Raw genomic sequence first — 18,695 nt, forward strand, 5'->3', positions numbered from 1 at the left:
GTTCGTACGGCCTTTCGCGCCTTTTATCGGTAAATAGAACGACCCAAAAGGCGGACGCCCGGGTTAGGGGGATGAAGGGTAAAAGAAGGGCACATGGCCGCCAGCCACGCGCCGGACGACCGCGAACGCGGGACACTCCGGATGAGACGGCGAATACGCGAAACCCCTTGCGGGCCCGGCCATCGCGGCAGCGTCAACGGCCGGCGAACGATGCCTGATCGTTCGGTAAGGCTCGTGTGCCGCGCGGAGCGTCCCCGGACCCGGCACATATAACGGGTTCCGTAGTGAACATGTCGCCGGGCTATTCCCGTCGCCATGTTCTATGGCCCGCACTACCGTCTCGGGGAGTCCGAAATGGCACAAAAAGTCAGGAAATCAATATTCGCGGCCGTGGCGGTAGGGGGTGGGATCGCCTTCGGAACCGCGGGGCTGGCCACAGCCGTCGCGCACACGGCCTCCGCCGCGCAGGCCACCACCGCCGCGCAGGCCGGCACGGCCGTGCGGGTGCCGCTCCTGCAGCCGCCGTACCCGCCGTGCCCTCGCGTGGACGCCGACGTCGACGCCTGCCTCCACAACAACAACGTCAGCGACAACGAGAACGGCGCCAAGGCCGACGCCGTCTCCGTCGGGGTGGGCGAGGACGAGGACGAGCAGGACTCCACCGAGTCCGCGTCGGCCCACCAGTCGTCCGGTGACGTGGACCTCGGCGACTTCAGCCAGCTCGACGTCCTGTCGAACACCCCGGCGCCGCAGCCCATCTCCGGCCTCGTGCCGGGCTCGGCCGCGGAGTGCGACGAGATCTGTGACACCCCGGGTGCCCTGGCGGCCGACGACGGTGAGTCGGGTCTCGTGCCCGGCACCACCACGACCGAGGAGCTGGCGGACACCGACGCGGGCCTGATCCAGGCCCTCGACGACGACGATGACGATGACGGGGACGACGACGGGGACGACGAGGACGACTCCGACGACGAGTCCGATGACGACGAGTCGGACGACGACGACCTCGTCACCCCGACGCCCACGCCGAGCGACTTCGACAAGAACTTCACCGTGGACCTCGGCCCCTGGGACGACGGCCCGTGGGGCGGCCCCCACGGCCACGACGGCGGCTGCTTCGAGGTGGAGTGCTGGAAGAAGGAGGCCGCCGAGCTGCCGATGACCGGCACGGACGTGCGTCCGCTGATGGCCGCGGGCACGGGCCTGCTGCTCATCGGCGCCGCGGGCACCGTCGTCGCCGTGAGGCGCCGCCGCTCCTCCGATGCCAAGTAAGAAGCGGCAGCCACGTAGGACCCGGCGACGACTCCTCGTCGCCGGATTGCTGGGTCCGGCCGCGTGTCTCACGCTGGCCGGCGCCTGGGAGGCGCGTCTCGGCCTGGACGTGCGCGAGCACCTCCAGGCGACCAGGGACGCGCTGGAACGGCTCCCCGCGAGCGCCCCGGAACTCATGGACGGGGCGCTCGCGGACGCCCGCCGGCACGCCGCCGAGGCGCGCCGGCTCACCGCGGGTCCGGACTGGTCGTTGCTCACGCGCTCGCCCCTCGTCGGGGACGGCGCGACGGCCGTCCGCGGCCTGGCCGACACCGCCGCCGACCTCACCGACGTCCTCGCCACCGTGCACCAGAGCGGCGAGCGGCTGGTGCGGCCCGGCGGCTTCTCCATGCGCGACGCCCCCCGGATGCTCGGCGAGCTCGCCGCGGCCGGGCCCGGGCTGGACTCCGCCGTGACCCGGATCGACCAGGCCAGGCAGCGCCTGGCCGCCACCCCCGCGGACACCGGCCTGACCGAGCTGGACGCGGCCCGCGCGACGGCCCTGCGCGAGACGGACCGGCTGCTCGGCTACCTCCACGCCGCGGCGGGCGCCGCCGCGCTGCTCCCCCCGATGCTGGGCCACGACGGCCCGCGCCACTACTTCCTGGCCTTCCAGACCAACGCCGAGTCCCGCGGCACCGGGGGCCTGGTCGGCGCCTTCGGCATCCTCCGCGCCGGACACGGCAAGATCGGCATCGACCGGCTCTCCGCCAACACGGGCCTGGCCGAGAGCCCCGTGCCGGTCGCCGACCACGGCCGCGCCTACCGCGCCCGCTACGGCCGCGAGGCCCTCTCGATGCTGTCCATCTCCAACCTGTCCCCGCACTTCCCGTACGCGGCGGCCACCTGGGCCGGGCTGTGGGAGCGGCAGACCGGGCAGCGCCTGGACGGCGCGATCGCCACCGACCCCGTCGGCCTGTCCCGCCTGCTGGAGCTCATCGGCCCGGTCAAGCTGCCGGACGGCACGGTCGTGACCGCGCGGAACGTCGTGGACCTCACCGAGCGGGAGGCCTACGCCCGCTTCGACGACCCGCAGCGGCGCAAGCGGTTCCTCATCCGGATCGCCGGCGCGGTCAGCGAGGCCATGTTCCAGGCCCGTCCCGACCCGCTGAGGGCGGTGTCCGTCCTGACGCGCATGGTGGAGGAGCGGCGCATCCAGATCTGGAGCCGCCACGACGCCGAGGAGCGCCGCCTGGCCGCCACCCCGCTCGGCGGTGTCCTGCCGCGCGACCCCGGGCCGTTCGCCGGGCTGGTCGTGAACAACTCCGCCGGCAACAAGCTCGACTACTACCTGAACCGCTCGCTGGAGTACCGGCTCGGGCGGTGCAGCCCGAGCGGGTGGCGCGCCTCACGCGTCCGCGTGCGGCTGGACAACGACGTGCCGCGCCGCAGCCTGCCGGAGTACGTGACGACCCGCCTCGACGCGCCGGACCAGCGCCACGCCGAGGGCTCGACGCTGCTCTGGGTGTCGCTGTACGCGGGCGTGGGCGCCAGGGCGGAGGAGGTGCGCGTGGACGGCGAGCGGATCGAGCCCATCCGGGAGGTGGAGCGGTCGCATCCCGTCTACTCCACGGTGCTGGAGTTCGCCCCCGGCCAGGCGCGGACCGTGGACTTCCTGCTGATGGAGCCCGCGTCGGCCGCGGCGCCGGAGGTGCCGGTGCAGCCGCTCGTGCGGCCGCAGACGACGCGGATCCTCCAGGACCAGCGCGGCTGTCTGTCCCCCTCGCCCCAGGGCTGAGCGTGCGCGACACCACGGACGCCTTCCGCATCCTGTTCGTGTGCACGGGCAACCTCTGCCGGTCGCCGCTGGCCGAGCGCCTGGCCCGCGCGGCGCTGGGCCCGGCGTTCGAGGTGGGGAGCGCGGGAACCCGCGCGGTCCCCGGCAGGCCGATGCCCGGGAACGCCGTGCGCGTGCTGCTGCGGCTCGGCGGCGACCCGTCCGGCTTCGTCTCCCGGCCGCTGACGGCCCCGCTGGTGGCCGGAGCCGACCTGGTGCTGGCCGCGACCGCCGCCCACCGGGCCGCGGCCGTTGCCCTGCATCTGCCGGCGGCCCCGCGGACGTTCACGATCGCGGAGTTCGGCGCGCTGGCCGGTGAGGTCCCCGTCGAGGAGGTCGCGCGGGAGCGCGACCCCGCGCGCCGGGCCCGGACGCTCGTGGACCAGGCCGCGTCCCTGCGCGGCCTGGTCCGGGTCGACGCCCCTGACATCCCCGACCCGTACGGCCGGTCCCGGTGGGCCTACCGGGCCGCGGGACGCCGGATCGCCGAGGCGCTGGCGGTCCCGCTGCGGCTGCTCACACACCCACCGGCGTCTTGACCTCGGGCTCCTCCACCCGGGCCTCGTATCCGTAGCCGTAGCCGTAGCCGTCGTATCGGCTGGCTTTGGGCGGGACGAAGTTCAGCACCGTGCCGACGAGGCGGGCGTTGATGGACGTCAGCAGCTCGACGGCCCGGACGACGTGCTCCTGCCGGGTCCGGCCGTACCTGGCCACCAGGATCGTCCCGTCGCACAGCGCGGACAGCGTGGCGGCGTCGGTGACGGGCAGCAGCGGCGGCGCGTCGATGATGACGATGTCGTAGTGGGCCGTGAGCTCGGCCAGGAGCTGCCGCATGCCCTGGGAGCCGAGCAGCTCGCTGGGGTTCGGCGGGATCTGGCCGCAGGGCAGCACGAACAGGCGCGGGTCCCCCCACGTCTGGATGACGCTCTCCAGCCGGACCTTGCCGATCAGCACGTCGGTGAGGCCGACGCCGCCCTCGATGCCGAAGTAGTCGGGCAGCCGGGGGCGGCGCAGGTCGCCGTCCACGAGCAGGACCCGCCAGCCGGCCTGCGCGAGCGTGATGGCCAGGTTGGAGGAGGTGGACGACTTGCCCTCGGCGGGCAGGCAGCTCGTCACCACCAGCGACTTCGGCTGCCGGTCCACGCCGATGAACTGCAGGTTCGTGCGCAGCGACCGGAACGCCTCGGCCCGGAACGAGCGTCCCTTGTGCCGCACGATCAGCGGGTGGCGCCGCGCGTCCCGCTCGTAGCTGATGACGCCGAGCGTCGAGCTGCCGGCCGCCTGCTGCAGCGCCCCCGTGGTCTTGACGGTGGTGTCGAGACGGTCGCGCAGGATGAGGGAGCTGACGGCGACGATCAGCCCGATCAGCACGCCGACCAGGACGTTCACCACCGGCACGGGGCTGACCGGCTGCTTGGGGACCTCGGCCTGGTCGATGATGGTGACCTTGACGGTCGGCCGGCTGTTGGGCGTCGGCCGTTCGATCTGCTCCACCAGCGACGCGAACCGGGCGCCCAGCCCGTTGGCGAGCGCGGCGGCCCGGGCGGGGTCCCCGTCGGTGACCATCGCGCGCAGCAGGACGGTCCCGGGCACGATCTCCGCGGTGACGTTGTCCCGCAGGCGCGCCACGTCCTCGGGCCTGGTCACCTGGCTCAGGGTCCGCCGGCTCGTCAGCAGGGCGGCGTACGACTGCGCGCCCTGCGCCAGGCTGCTGATCTGGTACGCGGGCGAGAACGCGCCCTTCTTGTCGTGGCTGGAGAACAGCATGGTGACCGTCGCGGCGTACTTCGGCGGCATGTTCGCGGTCACGACCAGCGCGGCGCTGACCGAGAGGATCAAGGACAGGACGAGGAGCATCCAGTTCTTGCGGGCGAGCCGGATGAAGTAGAGCAGGTCCAACGGATCATCGCCGCCTTTCGCGGATTCGTGGAGGGTTCTCGAAGGAGCGGCGTGGCGCGTACACGTGCACGCCCTGGAAGAGGCCGATGGCGGCGAGAGCCGTCACGGCGGCGACGATCGCCGCGGCGAGCGGCGGGACCAGGCCGAGGACCATCGCCGTGCACAGCGCGCCGGCGAGCCCGGCGGTCAGCCCGAGCACCACGGCGACCAGCCGGGTGTCGAAGCCCAGCCGGCGCAGCCGGTGCGAGACGTGGTCGGTGCCGCCCGACAGCGGCGACCGGCCCGCCCGGACCCGCGAGAAGACCACCACCCCCGTGTCGACGATCGCGACGAAGGCCGGCAGGAGCAGCCCCGCGACCGTCGTGTCCGGGCCGCGCCCGGTGACCAGGACGATCGCCGAGCAGGTGAGGCCGAAGCCGATGAACAGCGACCCGGTGTCGCCCATGAACATCCTCGCCGGCGCCCAGTTGTGCGGCAGGAACCCCAGCGCGGCGCCGGCCAGCACCACCAGGAAGAGCCCGAACGCGGCCTCCCCCCGGAGGAACGCGACCACGGCCAGGAACGCGGCGCTGACCGCGGTGACCGCGCCCAGCGCGCCGTCCATGTTGTCGAGCAGGTTGTAGGAGTTGGTCACCACGACGATCCACACCACCGTCAGCGGCCCGTCCGCCCACCCTCCGGTCACGGTGAGCTCCACCCCGGCCAGCACGACGCCGACGGCGCCCACCGCCTCCACGGTGAGCCGCGTGACGGCCGGGAGCGCGGCGATGTCGTCGATGAGGCCGAGGGCGGCCACCGCGGTGGCCGCCAGCAGGATCGCGGTGAGCCGCAGGTCGGCGAGCCCGCCTCCGGCCACCGTGGTGAGGACGGTGACCAGCGCGATCCCGACGCCCCCCAGGTACGGGGTGGCCCGCTTGTGCGCCTTGTGCCCGCCCGGCCGGTCGGTCATGCCCCAGCGCAGGGCCAGGCGTTTCAGCGGGACGGCGGTCACCGCCGTCATCAGGAAGGCGGCCGCGCAGGCGGCGGACGTGAGTGCTCCGCTCACCGCGACGCCGCCGCGAGCTCCTCGCGGGCCTCCTTGACGACCTCGCTGAGGATCACGTCCAGTGTGCGGCGCGGAACCCACCCGGTGAGCTCGCGGAGCTTGGTGGTGTCGGGCACCCGGCGGGTCATGTCCTCGAAGCCCTTCTGGTAGGCCTCGTGGTACGGGACGAGGTCCACCCCGGAGGTGGAGCCGGTGTGCTCGACGACGAGCTTGGCCAGCTCCAGGATGCTGACCTCGTGCCCCGAGCCGATGTTGAACGTCTGCCCGATCGCCGCCTCCGAGGCGAGCAGCCGCAGCAGGGCGTCGACGACGTCGGCCACGTGCGCGAAGCAGCGGGTCTGGGTCCCGTCCCCGTGGACGGTCAGCGGCACGCCGGTGAGCGCCTGCTGGACGAGGCGCGGGATGACCATGCCGTAGGCCGGGCTCTGCCGCGGCCCCACGGTGTTGAACAGCCGCACGACGATCGTCTGCAGGCCGCGCTCGTGGTGGTAGGCGTTGGCGAGGATCTCGTCCACGGCTTTGGCGGTGCTGTAGGCCCACCGGACGACGCCGGTGTTGCCGAGGATGCGGTCGGCGTCCTCGCGCAGCGGCCCGGAGGAGTTCTTGCCGTAGATCTCGCTCGTGCTGGTGACCAGGATCTTCTTCCGGTACCGGTGCGCGGCCTCGATGACGATCTCGGACCCGCGGATGTTGGTCATCAGGGAGCGCAGCGGCTGCTCCACGATGAGCTTGACGCCCACGGCCGCGGCCAGGTGGACGACGATGTCGCACTGGCGGACCAGCTCGTCCACGATCAGCTCGTCGAGGATGGAGCCCTGCACGAAGCGCAGGCTCGGGTGCGGGCGCAGGTTGGCCAGCCGGCCGGTGGACAGGTTGTCGAGGACCACGACCTCGTCCCCGCGGGCCAGCAGGGCGTCGGTCAGGTGCGACCCGACGAAGCCGCTGCCGCCCGTTATCAGGTACCTGAGGCTGCTTGCGTTGCTCATGCTTTCCCCTAGTGACGAGTTCGTTTGCTGGAGACCGCGGCCGTTCACGCGGGCACGCCCGGGCTCGCGGTCGCGGTCGTCTCCCTCTGGAACCAGGCGACCGTCATGCGGAGCCCGTCCTCCAGCGAGGTCGGGCGGACCCTGGGGAAGAGCTCGCGGAGCAGGTCCGGGGAGGCCTGCGACTGGCGGATGTCGCCCGTGCGCGGCGGCAGGAACACCGCCTCGATCGGCCGGCCCAGCACCGAGCCGAGCACCTCCTTGAGCGTCAGCAGCGGCACGCGGGTGCCGAAGGCCAGGTTGACCGGCCTCGCGCTCGTCACCCGGCGCAGCGCCGCCTCGCCCAGCACCTCCGTCACCGATCCGACGTAGGTGAAGTCCCTGGCCTGGTGGCCGTCGCCGTGAACGGGCACCGGAGCGCCCTCCAGTGCCCGCGACACGAACGCCGGGATGACCGCGGCGTAGGCGTGGTCGGCCGGCTGCAACGGGCCGTAGACGTTGAAGAAGCGGAACGGCAGCACCGGCAGGCCGAAGCTGGAGGCGTACGCCAGGGCGTACGCCTCGGTCGCCAGCTTGCTCACGCCGTACGGGCTGAGCGGCCTGGCCGGCAGGTCCTCGTGGTTGAACGGCCCGGCCGTGTCGCCGTACACGGACGAGGAGGAGGCGAGGATCACGTGCGGCCTCGTCGCCCGGCACGCCTCCAGCAGTCGGAGCGTCCCGGTCGCGTTGACCTCGTGCGTGGCCAGGGGGTCGGCCAGCGACCGGGGCACCGATGGGCGCGCCGCCAGATGGACGACCGTCGTGACGTCCGCGACCAGGCGGCCCACGAGGTCCGCGTCGAGGATGCTGCCCAGCACGAACCGCACGGCCACGCCGTCGAGGTTGGCCAGGTCGCCGGTGCTGAGGTCGTCCAGGACCGTGACGCCCTCGATCTCGGGCAGCGCGGCGAGCGTCCGGCACAGGTTCGCGCCGATGAAACCGGCGCCGCCGGTTACCAGGACTTTCACCCGTTGATCCCTTCTGTGGTGACACGACGGTCCCGGCGGGACTCGCCCAGCGATCGGTAGAGGGTCTCGGTGTCGGCGACCAGGCGGTCGACGTCGAAGGAGGCCGTTGACCAGCGGCGGGCGGCCTCGCCCAGCCGGCTCGCGAGCGGGGGGTCGGAGAGCAGGTGGAGGACGTGCGTGGCCAGCTCCGCGGAGTCGGCGGCGCCGAGCAGCCCGGTGCGCCCGTCCTGGACGACCTCGGCGACGCTGCCGACGCGGGAGGCGACGACCGGAGTGCCGGCCATCTGCGCCTCGATGAGGGTGAGCGGGGTCCCCTCGTTGTCGGAGGTCAGCAGGACCACGTCGGCGGCGGCGTAGACGGTCTCCACGTCCTTGCGCCAGCCCGTCAGGTGGAAGGACGCGCGGACGGGCTCGATGTCCCTTTCCAGCTGCTCCAGCAGCTCGCCGCCGCCGCAGACGACGAAGTGGCAGTCCGGCTTGGCCCGCAGGATCTCGCGGGCCGCCGCGACGAACCTGTCGGGCCGTTTGACCTGGGTGAGGCGGCCGACGTACGCCACCACGGGCGCCTCCGGCGGCAGGCCGAGGGCCAGCCGGGCGGCCCCGCGGCCGGGCACCGCTCCCAGCCGGACGCCGGGCGGGATGACGACGTACTGCTCCGGGCGTCCGATGCCGGCCTGGAGCAGCTCGTCGCGCACCCGCGCGCCCACGGTGACCAGGCGGTCGGACATGGACGCCAGGAACCGCTCGGTCCCCACGTAGAGCGCGCGTTTCGGGCCCGAGAAGTAGCCGTGGAGCAGGTGGCCGTGGAAGCCGTGGACCCGCGCGGCGGGGATCCCGGCGAGCCTGACCGCGACCCGCCCGAGCGCGCCCGCCTTCGCCGTCTGGGTGTGCACGATGTGCGGTCTGTAGGAGCGCATCGCCGACACGAGCCCGGACAGCGCGCGGACGTCGTCCGTCGGCCTGATGGTGCGGCCGAGTCCCGGGATGCGGTGCACCGGCATGCCGGAGGAGCGCAGCTCGAGGTGGTCGCCCTCGCCGCCGTCGACGTGGCCGGTGTAGAGGCGGTGCGCGAATTCTTCCGGGTTCAGCCGTGCGGAGAGCCCGCACACCAGCGTGGCGGGACCGCCCACGTTCATGCGGGCGATGATCTCCATGACGCGAATCCGACTGTCCGGCTTCATACGGCTCCCCAGTGACAGGCTTGGCTCACCTCCGCGAAGCTAGCTGCGATATCGGCGCGTTCCGCTCATGCCGTCGCGGAGAGTGGTGAAATGTTTTCTCCCTCCCTACCTGAGCATGATCGTCCGGGAGTCGCCGCTTACTCTCTTGAGGATTTGTCGCCATTCCCGGAACAAGGTGCGCAGCAGAAAATCCGCCTTACCGGAAAGAGTCCGCAAAGCGGAGTAATCAGCGGGCCATTCACCTCCCGCGAAAAGTGAGCCGCCCAGTCGTCGGCGCTAGCGTCGTCGTCGCCGACCTGCCTGCCGGCGGTTCGGATCGGCTGCTGGGCGTCGCCGCACGGTGCTCAGGTGGACTGAAAGTCGTCATCCATGGAATACGTCATCGTCGCGGCCGCCGCCGTGACACTCGTCATGCTGGTCAACGCGCACCTGGACGCGCCGGTGGCCCGGCGGGCCCTGCCCGTCCTGCTCGCCGCGTTCGGGGTGCGTCTGGTCGTCCACGTCCTGGTGATGCGCGCGGGCGTCATCGACTACGGCGGCGACAACCTGGCCTACGAGGCGCGCGCGATGCTGATCGTCAACTCCTGGAAGCTGGACGGCCTGCAGTTCGTCACGGAGGAGAACCTGAACTTCCTCGGGACCGCCGCGCTGCCGTGCAACGTCTTCGCACTGATCATGTACGTGTGCGGCGGCCCGGCGCCGCTGGCCTGCACGGCCGTCGTGGCCCTGCTGGCCTGCGCGCTCTGCGTCGTCATCTACCGCGTCGCCCGGCTGATCGGGGCCGACGAGCGGGCGGCGTTCCTGCTGCTGGCGGTGACCGCGTTCATGCCCGCGTTCCTGCTGCACACGTCGGACACCTACAAGGACGGGTTCAACGCGTTCCTCGTGGTGGCGTGCGTGGGCATCGGGGTGTCCGTCGCGCACCGGTTCCGGCTCGGCATGCTGCTGGCGGCCGCGCCGCTGCTGTGGTGCCTGTGGTACGTCCGCCCGTACATGGTCTTCGTCGCCGGGCTGCCGCTCGTCTGCGGCGTGGTGGCCTCGAAGTCGAGACTGTCGCTGCGCAAGCTCTTCGCGTTCGGCGCGATCCTGGTGGTCGCCATGCTGTTCGCGGGCGGCGTGTACGAGAACACGCCGCTGGAGCAGGCGGAGCGGCAGCTCGACCGGGGGCAGTCGGAGGTCGTCATCCGCGCCAACGCCGACAGCGACTCCGGAGTGCTCTTCGACGACGGCGGCGACCGGTGGGACGCTCTGGGGCCGAAGCTGCTCTACACGGTCATGTCGCCCTTCCCGTGGGCCAGCGGCAGCCTCACCATGCACCTGGGCAAGATCGACGTGCTCACCTGGTACGTCCTGCTGTACGCCGCCGTGCGGGGAGGCCGCCGGATGTGGCGCGAGGACCGCAGGACGCTGCTGCTGCTCCTGCTGTTCATCGTGCCCTGCACGATCGCCTACGCGACCACCATGTCCAACATCGGGCTGATCTTCCGGCAGCGCATCCCCATCGTCATGGTCACCAGCCTGCTGGCCGCGGTGGCCTGGACCAGGACGTCCCGCGAGGAGCCCTCGTCCCTTCCGCCGGAGGCGCGTGCGCCCGGCGCGCCCGATCCGGTCCCACCGGCTCCGGTCCCACCCGCGCCCGTGCGGCGCTGAGGTGGCGCCGCACGGGTCCCCGGGCCGTCAGCCCGCGGGTGCCTCGGTCCGGTAGACGGCGAAGTCGCCGCTGCGGAAGCCGAGCCGCGCGAAGTCCCCGATGGCGGGGCTCACTCCCGGGCTCCGCTCGTCCACCAGGAGCCAGTGGACGCCGCGCCCTTCCCGCAGCTCCCGGATCGCGGCCGTGGACGGCGACCGGAACGCCGCGTCGTTCGCCTCCAGCCGCTCCTGATCCCAGAACGGCTGGTGCTCCTCCAGACGTCCGGGCTGCCAGCTGTCGGCGTTGTGCACCGTGAACGCCCATCCTTCGACCAGCATGCGCCGCTCGGTCAGCGCGGACAGCCAGAACTGGCGCGAGTCGCAGGGGTCCTCCTCGCCCCAGCGGCAGTGCACGTTCGTGGCCACGAGCTCTTCCGGCGAGGAATGGTCGCGCAGCCAGCGCGCCGCGGACAGCGCGCCGAGCGGGGCCGTCGGCGCCGGCTCGGCCGCGGCGGCGGCGGGCTGCCCGGCGAGCCCGGACAGGAAGGAGACGACCCGCGCGTGGTGCGCCGCGGGCAGGCCGATGACGGCCAGCGCCGTGACGAGGAGGGCCCAGCCGCGCGTCCGGGCCCGCGTGACGACGATGACGACGACCGCGAGCGCGACGGCGACGAGCAGCGTCAGGTACGGGAGGTAGAGGGCGGTGTCCGGCTGCCCCGGCCCGAGCGGCGCCGTGACGCCCCACAGGAAGGGGATCGCGTAGGCCGCGGTCAGCCCGGCACCGATCGCGCCCACGACGAGCCCGCGCGGCACCCGTGCCCGCCGCAGGACGGCGAGGACGCCGAACACCGCGATGATCACCGGGTAGGGGTGCGACCCCCACAGGAAGTAGACCTGGCTCTGGCCGGGATGGTCGAACACGATCATGGCGCCGAGCCCGGCGGCGCCGATGCCGGTCAGGAGGACCACGTCGGGCCGGACGAGCAGCCTCGGCCTGCTCAGCAGCCCCAGCATCGGGCTCCAGGTGACGGCCCAGGCCAGCAGGTACATCACCGCGACGCCGGCCAGCGACGCGAGGGCCGGAGCGGTGCCCACCGGCATGCCGGTCAGCTCCTGCCACACGGTGCGCAGGTAGGAGAAGGGCGCGACCATCAGCCCCTGCCGCCGCCCGCCGAACAGGACGAACTGCGCGAAGGCCAGGCACGCACCGGTCATCAGGAGCGCCGTGAGCACGGGCCACGGCACCCGGCGCCGCCGTACCGCCTCGACCAGGGCCACGGCCACCAGCCCCACGAGGAGCATCGGCAGGTACGTGGCCTTGGCCCCCATGACGGCCAGGAGGAACACCCCCAGCAGGAGCCATCCGCGCAGGTCGTACCGGCGTCGCTGGATGAGGTCGGTCACCAGCAGGACCACGGGGACGAACAGCACCGCCCCGAAGGCGAACGTGGGACTCAACCACGCCGCGTCGTGGATGCCGCCCCAGGTGAACGTCCCGGCCGAGCCGAGGAACAGCCGCGGGGCTCCCACGAGGAGCGTGGCCCCGGCGGCGAGCGCGCCGCCCGCCCACGAGTCCGTCACCCGGCGCCCGAGCATCGCGACCAGGACGACGAACGCGGCCAGCACCGGCAGCATGCCCAGGCGCAGCAGCAGCACCAGCGGCTCCACGCCGGTGATCCAGCTCGCCGACGCCCAGTGCGCGTAGACGAACCAGTGGTAGAACAGCGGCTCACCGGCGACGATGGGGCTCATCGGCGGCATGTGGTGCTTCAGCTCGCCGATCAGGCCGAGGTGGAACGGCGCGTCGTCCGCGTACCTCACCAGGTCCGGCCAGGTCAGCGGGGCGATGCCGTAGAGACTGTGGGAGGTCTTGGCAACCAGGTAGCAGATGAGCAGCGCCGGCACCCACGGCCACCAGACCGGCGCGGCGGGACCGGCTCCCTTGCCCCGCCAGTGCCCGCGCAGGCCGGGCACCGCGAGGAACGCGGCGTAGGTGGCGATCGGCCACGCCAGGACGAGGAGCGGGAGCCCCACCGCGCGGGCCGGGATGTAGACGCCCACCTCCACGGCGAACCCGAGCGCCGTGCCCAGCGCCAGCTCCTCGGCCGGCGTGCGGTTGTCGCCGTAGAGGGCGCGCACCAGCAGCAGGCCGGGAAGCGCGAGACACAGCACCAGGTACGCGCCGTAGCAGGCGATGTCCCGGACGGAGACACCGTGCAGGTTCAGGACGGCGGCGACGAAGACGATCGTGAGTGCCGCGGGCGCCCAGGCGAGGAGCCGCCGCCCCCAGGTCCGGCGAGCCGGGTGCCGTCCCTGCCCGGCCGGCGGGCCCGGTCGTACGTCCCCCGGTGGTCCGGGCGCGTGATCTTGACGAGATGTGGCCATGAGGGGAGTGTGGCCGCGCCCATGATCACGTCGAGGTCAGGCGCTCGGCGCGAGGCAGACTCCTTGCCGTTCCCTGATGTGGCCATGAGTGTACGCGGCCGCCGCCTGGAGAGGGCTCACCGCGGCACCGGCTGCCTGCTCGACCGCCGCATCCGGTTCATCTCCCGCCTGAAGGCCAGGTACTGCCGAGGCGTCGGCGAATACCACTGGCGGCTCTCCAGATCCGTCCGCCGATAGGGCCGCGCCCGGTCGTCCAGCACCGCCCGGACGGCGTCCGCCATCGCGTCGAGGGCGCCCAGGTACTGCTTGACGGGAAGCGTCCGGTACGTGTCGGTGAAGGGGTCGACTGCGACGGCCCGCTGCTCGATGATCTCGCCGGTGTCCACCCCCGGATCGAGCAGGTGAATGGTCGTTCCGACCAGTTCGGGGCGGCCCTCGTACACGGCCCAGAAACCGCCGTGCACGCCCCTGTACCGGGGCGTGACCCCGACGTGGATGTTGACGAACGCGGGCGCGCGGTCGAGGATCCGCTTGGCGATGATGCCCGTGCCCGAGACCACGACCGCCGCGGGCGGGCGGGCCGCCAGCAGGCGGGCGACCTCCTCGCTGTTCACCGAGTCCACGTCCAGGACGTCGAGGCGGCCGTCGGGCGGGCGGACGTCGTGCCCCTCGAGCAGTGCCGCGATGCGGGCCCGGGACCTGGGCGCGATCACCAGGCGGTCGTAGCCGAGGAAGGCGAGCTGGCCCGCGACGGCGCCCGCGCCCAGCCTGCGCAGGCGGTGCCGCAGCATCTTCGCCTGGTGCGCCGCCTCGAACACCACCACGGACACGTCGAACCGCTCCGCCAGGTGGTTGATCAGGAGGTACGACGTCTCGCCACGGGACGCCATGATCATGATTTCGCTCATGCGCGCGTCGCCGTCCCGGGGCCGGTGACCGTCGCGGTCCGCAGGACGTGCTCGGCGGCCTGCTCCATGGTCAGGACCCGCAGCTCGCCCCGGTCGCGGCGGGCGGCGACCTCGCGCAGGATCCGCTCCAGCGCGCCGAACATCAGGTCGCCGTCGAGGTTGAAGGGGTGGAACCACAGGTGGTAGAGCTCGCCCCGGCGGGCGGCGCGGTCGAGCCCGAGCCGGGCCTGCCTGACCCGGGAGGAGACCGGGATCATCCTGCGCGGCCCGTTGCTCCCGACGAGGAACTGCGAGGCGGGCAGGTTCACCAGCCGCTCGCCCTTCCTCAGCGTGCTCAGGTCGTACGTCGTGGCCGGCGTCCCGAGGGCGCGGTCCAGGAAGTGCAGGGCTCCGAGGCGGTTGCCGTACCAGTTCCGCTCGACGCCGCGGTAGGCGATGATGCCGAAGTCCGGGAGCGTGTCGACGTACGCGATCTGGTTGCGCGGATGGACGATGGAGCGCATGGGCAGCCCGAGCCGTTCGCTGACCCGGGCGGCCGCTTCGAGCTCACGCAGCCAGACCTCCCGGGTGGTGGACGCGTGGTGCGCGTACACGTGGGTGAAGGTGTGCGTGCCGATCTCGTGCTCGACGCGGGCGCCCTTGATCCAGTCGAGCAGATAGGGCGCGTAGTACCACTCCTGCGGCGTCCGCGTGGGCTCCCGGCCGTCCGGTGGCAGGAGGAGGCGGCCCACCACGGCCCAGGTCGCCGGGATCCGGTAGTCGTCCAGCAGGCCGATCAACCGCCTGATGATCCGCGGTTCCTCGTCGAAGACCTTCGCGAGTTTCGGCAGGTCGGCGGTGTCCGTGCCCCATGCGAGCTCGGTGTCGACGGACAGGATGCATGTTCCCGGCATGCGGCCGACCTTAGTCATCGGGCTTTCACCGCCGAATGACCGAAAGTCTGACTTGATCTAATTTTTGGCCGCCATGTCAACGGGTTTGCCGCAGTGACTCCCTCTTCGGGGATTCCCGGTTCCTCATCACGGGACGCAGCACCACCCGCACGTCGGCGACGCGCGGGACCAGCGCGCTCAGCGGAACCCCGGTCGCCCGGGTGAACCGGAACAGCTCGACGGCGGCCATGGCGCTGTAGGTGAACGTGGACGTCAGCGCGGCGCCCACCGCGCCCCATCGGGGGATCATCACCAGGTTGAGCAGGACGTTGGCGCAGAGGGCGCCGATCGAGACGTACGTCATCGTCATCGGGCGCGCCAGCCGTACCAGATGCTGCTCCAGCGGCCGGATGAGCATCAGGGCGACGGTCCCGGGAGCCAGCGCGAGCAGCGGCGCCACGGCTCCGGCGAAGGACCGGCCATAGACCAGGGGGATCAGCCAGGGCGCGCAGACGGCGAGCCCGGCCACCAGGACGAAGGACAGCAGGAAGACGAGCCTGAACGCGCGGGCCGTGATGTGCTTGGCCTCCTCCACCTCGCTGGCGGCCTGCTGGGGCAGCACGACCTGCGCGACGGTCTCGCAGGGGATGCGGGTCAGGGTCATGACCGTGACGGCGACGGTGTAGACGCCGACCGTGGCCGGCGAGTCCAGCGCGCCGAGCAGCGGGACGTCGACGACGACGAGGAGGTAGAGGGCCACCCATCCGACGTGGTACCTGCCCGAGAGGCCGAGCTGGCGTCTCGCCAGGGCGCGGTCCACCCGCAGGGAGGCGGGCCGGACCCCGCCCACCACGAGAAGGAAGGGCAGGGCGATGGCGATCGCCCAGCAGACGATCACGCCGCCGATGGTCAGGCGGCCCGTGGCCGCGAGCGCCACGACGGGCAGGCACCAGACCAGCGCGGTCAGGAGCGACCAGCGGTTCACCACGTCCATCCGCGAGCGCAGGGTCAGGATGCCGTTGAGGTTGACCGTGGCCGCGCCGAGCGGCACCACCGACAGGGCCGTCGCCCACAGGGCGAACCCGCCGGGCGAGCCGTTCACCGCGACGAGCCCGAGGGCGCCCAGCGCCGCCAGGGAGCCCAGCACGAGGCCGAGGATCAGGCCGTTCGTGGCCAGCGGTTGCTGCCGCGAGCGGTCCGACCAGAGGGTGATCTGCGACTTCTCCAGCGAGAGGTGGCCCACGACGATCGCGGCGTACGCGGCGGTGGTGATCACCGCGTAGACGCCCCTGCCCTCCGGCTGGAGGGTGCGCGCGATGAGCACCCCCGTCGCCGTCTCCAGGGCCAGGCGGACCCCGCGGGTGGCCAGCGCGCGGAAGGCGACGGCCGCCGAGGACGTCGTGTCCTGCGGGGACCTGTCGGGCATGTCACTTCTCCAGGAGCCGGCGGTACAGGGTGACGTGCTCGTCGACCATGACGTGTGTGTCGAAGTGCTTGCGCGCCCACGCGCGCCCCGCGGACGCCAGCCGCCCGGCCAGTTCCGGGTCGTCCAGCAGCCGGCCGATCCCGTCGGCGAGCGCCACCGGTTCCGACGGCGGGACGAGGACCCCCCGGCCCTCCAGCAGCTCGGGATTGCCGCCGACCGAGGTGGCGACGACCGGCCGGCCGGCCGCCATCGCCTCCATGACGGAGTTGCTCAGGCCCTCGGTGAGCGAGGGCAGCAGCACCACGTCGGCACGGGCGAGCAGGCCCGCGCTGTCCGTCCTGGACCCGAGGAAGCGCACGTCGATGCCGAGAACGGCAGCCTGCCGCTCCAGGCGGTCACGCTCCGGGCCGTCGCCCGCGAGCACGAGCGTGCACGGCCGGCCCCGCCGGGCCAGCAGCGCCAGCGCGTCCAGCAGGAAGCGGTGCCCCTTCTCCTCGCTGAGCCGGGCCACGCAGGCGAGCACCGGCAGGCTCGTGCCGACCGGCTCCGGCTCGGCCGGATCGAACGCCGCGCCGGGCAGGCCGTTGTAGATCACCGAAAGCCGGTCGGGGTGCGCGCCGGCCGAGACGGCGTCCCGGGCGAGCGCCACCGCGTTGACGACCACGTGATCCGTCATCCGGGTCACCGCCCTGTCCAGCACCGCGCTCCACGGATGCCGCAGGTCGAGCCGGCTCTCGTTGCGCCGTCCCGCGACCACGACCGGGACGCCGGCCAGCCGGGCGGCCGGGACCCCGATGAGGTAGCCGTGGTAGAGGAAGGCGTGCAGCACATCCGGCCGCAGCCGCCGCAGCGTACCGACCATGCGGGCGAAGGTCCGCGCGTTCCCCGCGCCGGCTCCCCTGGCGAACCCGAGGTGGTGCACGCCGACGCCACCGTCGCGAAGCGGCGCTTCGAAGGGGCCGCCCTTCGACAGGGTCAGGACGTCCACCTCGACGCCCGCGCGGCGCAGCTCCAGCGCGATCAGGGCCAGCTGCTTCTGGGTGCCGCCGACCTCCAGGTGCCCGATGAGCAGCGCGACCCGCCGCAGACGTGGGCCGGGCCGGGAGTTCTGTGCCGTCATGACGCCAGGACCTCGTCGTAGAGCCGCTCGAACCATTCGGCCGTCCGGCTGATGTCCACCAGGTCCGCGCTCTCCCGCGCGCCTTCGCGCAGCCGCGCGTGCTCGTCGGGGCGCATCGCCCGCAGGATCGCCTCGGTGAGGTCGCCGGCGTGTCCGGGCCTGGTCAGGTAGCCGTTCCGGCCGTGCTCGATGAGCTCGGGAACGCCTCCGACGGAGGTGGACACCACGGGCACGCCCGCGGCGAGCGCCTCCATGATCACAACGGGCAGGCCCTCGTACGCGGAGCTGAGGACGAGGAGGTCGGCCGCGGCGATCAGGTGGGCGGCGTCCGGCACACAGCCGACGAACCGCACGCCGTCCGAACCGAGGTCCGCCACCTGGCGGGCTATCTGCTCCTCCAGCGGCCCCTGTCCGGCCAGGAGGAACACGGCCCGCGGGTCCCGCTCCACCACCCTGGCCGCGACCCGGATGAGAAGGTCGTGCTGCTTCTGCGGCCGGAAGTTGGCCACGTGCGCGATCAGGAAGGCCGATTCTGGAACGTTCCACTCACGACGGATGCGCGCGGCCTCCCCGGCCAGGCGGCGCTGCCCGGCGACGTCCACCCCGTGGATCCTGGTGGACAACCGGCGCGCGCCCCGGCTGGCGACGGCGCGGGCGACCTGCGCGGAGACGGCCACCGTGTGGGTGTCCAGCCATCCGGTGGCGCGGTCGAGCAGCATCGTCGGCAGGCGGTAGCGGACGTTGTGCACGGTCGAGATCAGCGCGGGGCGCCGCCGCCAGAGCCGGGTCGTCACGCGCAGCAGCGACGCGGGCAGCGGCGAGTGCAGGTGGACGACGTCGGGCCGCAGCCGCCTGACCGCGGCCGCCAGGCGCAGCAGGCGCAGCGGGAGTGGGCCGGACACCATCTGGACGACCTCGATGCCCGCGGCGCCGAGCCGCTCGACGCGCTCGTCGGAGGCCCACAGGCACACCACCGTGTAGCGCATATCCGCCCGGGGCGCGGCGAGCAGGCGCTCCACCAGCAGCGTCTCGGCGCCGCCGACGTGGAGAACTTTGATCACTTCGCAGACGTGCGTCATGGTCTTCACCAGCGCATCATCGCCATCGGCAGGCCCATGGCGGCGGCGACGCTCCGGCGACCGCAAACATTGC

The 18,695-nt window shown here is 72.6% G+C and carries 15 protein-coding genes; 4 read left to right on the plus strand and 11 right to left on the minus strand.

All coding sequences use genetic code 11. From position 1 onward, the window contains the following. The first annotated feature begins 390 nt into the window (after nucleotides 1-390). The 3 genes from ACIBG4_RS12590 to ACIBG4_RS12600 are packed head-to-tail and all read left to right on the plus strand — an operon-like array spanning nucleotide 391 to nucleotide 3,627. Complete coding sequence (locus ACIBG4_RS12590; RefSeq protein WP_397201912.1) at nucleotides 391-1,272, plus strand: LPXTG cell wall anchor domain-containing protein; 882 nt, start codon at nucleotides 391-393, stop codon at nucleotides 1,270-1,272. A 46-nt stretch (nucleotides 1,273-1,318) separates the two neighbouring features. Then, entirely contained in the window at nucleotides 1,319-3,049 is a 1,731-nt protein-coding gene (locus ACIBG4_RS12595) for a DUF4012 domain-containing protein (RefSeq protein ID WP_397201913.1), read from the plus strand. 2 nt (nucleotides 3,050-3,051) lie between these two features. Continuing rightward, entirely contained in the window at nucleotides 3,052-3,627 is a 576-nt protein-coding gene (locus ACIBG4_RS12600; protein ID WP_397201914.1) for a hypothetical protein, read from the plus strand. On the opposite strand, the gene ACIBG4_RS12605 is transcribed toward ACIBG4_RS12600, so the two are convergent. From ACIBG4_RS12605 to ACIBG4_RS12625, 5 genes are read right to left on the minus strand one after another with little or no spacing between them, the layout of a single operon-like run. Continuing rightward, nucleotides 3,605-4,987 (minus strand): polysaccharide biosynthesis tyrosine autokinase, encoded by a 1,383-nt coding sequence (locus ACIBG4_RS12605; protein ID WP_397201915.1) that lies wholly within the window; start codon nucleotides 4,985-4,987, stop codon nucleotides 3,605-3,607. The genes ACIBG4_RS12600 and ACIBG4_RS12605 overlap by 23 nt on opposite strands. A gap of 4 nt (nucleotides 4,988-4,991) precedes the next feature. Next, nucleotides 4,992-6,032, minus strand: coding sequence for a glycosyltransferase family 4 protein (locus ACIBG4_RS12610; protein ID WP_397201916.1), 1,041 nt, complete (start codon nucleotides 6,030-6,032; stop codon nucleotides 4,992-4,994). Next, nucleotides 6,029-7,018: an NAD-dependent epimerase/dehydratase family protein gene (locus ACIBG4_RS12615; protein ID WP_397201917.1), complete on the minus strand. Its 990-nt coding sequence runs from the start codon at nucleotides 7,016-7,018 to the stop codon at nucleotides 6,029-6,031. The genes ACIBG4_RS12610 and ACIBG4_RS12615 overlap by 4 nt, the downstream gene beginning before the upstream one ends. Nucleotides 7,019-7,062: 44 nt before the next feature. Next, a complete protein-coding gene (locus tag ACIBG4_RS12620) occupies nucleotides 7,063-8,022 on the minus strand; it encodes an NAD-dependent epimerase/dehydratase family protein (protein ID WP_310716401.1) in 960 nt (319 codons plus the stop codon). After that, nucleotides 8,019-9,176, minus strand: coding sequence for a glycosyltransferase (locus tag ACIBG4_RS12625; RefSeq protein WP_397201918.1), 1,158 nt, complete (start codon nucleotides 9,174-9,176; stop codon nucleotides 8,019-8,021). Before ACIBG4_RS12625 ends, ACIBG4_RS12620 begins: the two co-directional genes overlap by 4 nt. Before the next feature lie 396 nt (nucleotides 9,177-9,572). Between ACIBG4_RS12625 and ACIBG4_RS12630 the strand changes: the two genes are divergently transcribed. After that, nucleotides 9,573-10,853 carry a hypothetical protein gene (locus ACIBG4_RS12630; protein WP_397201919.1) on the plus strand — a complete coding sequence of 427 codons (1,281 nt, stop codon included), beginning with the start codon at nucleotides 9,573-9,575 and terminating at the stop codon, nucleotides 10,851-10,853. 27 nt (nucleotides 10,854-10,880) lie between these two features. Here the strand turns inward: ACIBG4_RS12630 and ACIBG4_RS12635 are convergent, their stop codons facing one another. The 6 genes from ACIBG4_RS12635 to ACIBG4_RS12660 all read right to left on the minus strand — a co-directional run bounded on the left by ACIBG4_RS12635 (nucleotide 10,881) and on the right by ACIBG4_RS12660 (nucleotide 18,622). Further along, entirely contained in the window at nucleotides 10,881-13,217 is a 2,337-nt protein-coding gene (locus tag ACIBG4_RS12635; RefSeq protein ID WP_397201920.1) for a hypothetical protein, read from the minus strand. Between the two features lie 116 nt (nucleotides 13,218-13,333). Further along, nucleotides 13,334-14,125, minus strand: a complete 792-nt coding sequence (locus ACIBG4_RS12640; protein ID WP_397201921.1) for a formyl transferase — start codon at nucleotides 14,123-14,125, stop codon at nucleotides 13,334-13,336. Further along, a complete protein-coding gene (locus ACIBG4_RS12645; protein WP_397201922.1) occupies nucleotides 14,122-15,018 on the minus strand; it encodes a hypothetical protein in 897 nt (298 codons plus the stop codon). The genes ACIBG4_RS12640 and ACIBG4_RS12645 overlap by 4 nt, the downstream gene beginning before the upstream one ends. Before the next feature lie 76 nt (nucleotides 15,019-15,094). After that, the gene (locus ACIBG4_RS12650) at nucleotides 15,095-16,423 is read right to left on the minus strand and encodes a lipopolysaccharide biosynthesis protein (protein ID WP_397201923.1); all 1,329 of its coding nucleotides are present in this window, start codon (nucleotides 16,421-16,423) and stop codon (nucleotides 15,095-15,097) included. A 1-nt stretch (nucleotide 16,424) separates the two neighbouring features. Next, on the minus strand, nucleotides 16,425-17,543 hold the full coding sequence (locus ACIBG4_RS12655) for a glycosyltransferase (RefSeq protein ID WP_397201924.1): 1,119 nt from the start codon (nucleotides 17,541-17,543) through the stop codon (nucleotides 16,425-16,427). Then, nucleotides 17,540-18,622: a glycosyltransferase gene (locus ACIBG4_RS12660; RefSeq protein ID WP_397202128.1), complete on the minus strand. Its 1,083-nt coding sequence runs from the start codon at nucleotides 18,620-18,622 to the stop codon at nucleotides 17,540-17,542. The genes ACIBG4_RS12655 and ACIBG4_RS12660 overlap by 4 nt, the downstream gene beginning before the upstream one ends. Nucleotides 18,623-18,695: the final 73 nt, after the last annotated feature.

The sequence above is a fragment of the Nonomuraea sp. NPDC050383 genome (assembly GCF_044459125.1).
In the GTDB taxonomy this organism is placed as follows: Bacteria; Actinomycetota; Actinomycetes; order Streptosporangiales; family Streptosporangiaceae; genus Nonomuraea.

What these genes read in the sequence shown, in the direction of transcription:
- ACIBG4_RS12615 (WP_397201917.1), bottom strand. Translation starts at nt 7,018, where the DNA reads ATGAGCAACGCAAGCAGCCTCAGGTACCTGATAACGGGCGGCAGCGGC.
- ACIBG4_RS12625 (WP_397201918.1), bottom strand. Translation starts at nt 9,176, where the DNA reads ATGGAGATCATCGCCCGCATGAACGTGGGCGGTCCCGCCACGCTGGTG.
- ACIBG4_RS12630 (WP_397201919.1), top strand. Translation starts at nt 9,573, where the DNA reads ATGGAATACGTCATCGTCGCGGCCGCCGCCGTGACACTCGTCATGCTG.
- ACIBG4_RS12635 (WP_397201920.1), bottom strand. Translation starts at nt 13,217, where the DNA reads ATGGCCACATCTCGTCAAGATCACGCGCCCGGACCACCGGGGGACGTA.
- ACIBG4_RS12640 (WP_397201921.1), bottom strand. Translation starts at nt 14,125, where the DNA reads ATGAGCGAAATCATGATCATGGCGTCCCGTGGCGAGACGTCGTACCTC.
- ACIBG4_RS12645 (WP_397201922.1), bottom strand. Translation starts at nt 15,018, where the DNA reads ATGCCGGGAACATGCATCCTGTCCGTCGACACCGAGCTCGCATGGGGC.
- ACIBG4_RS12650 (WP_397201923.1), bottom strand. Translation starts at nt 16,423, where the DNA reads ATGCCCGACAGGTCCCCGCAGGACACGACGTCCTCGGCGGCCGTCGCC.
- ACIBG4_RS12655 (WP_397201924.1), bottom strand. Translation starts at nt 17,543, where the DNA reads ATGACGGCACAGAACTCCCGGCCCGGCCCACGTCTGCGGCGGGTCGCG.
- ACIBG4_RS12660 (WP_397202128.1), bottom strand. Translation starts at nt 18,622, where the DNA reads ATGACGCACGTCTGCGAAGTGATCAAAGTTCTCCACGTCGGCGGCGCC.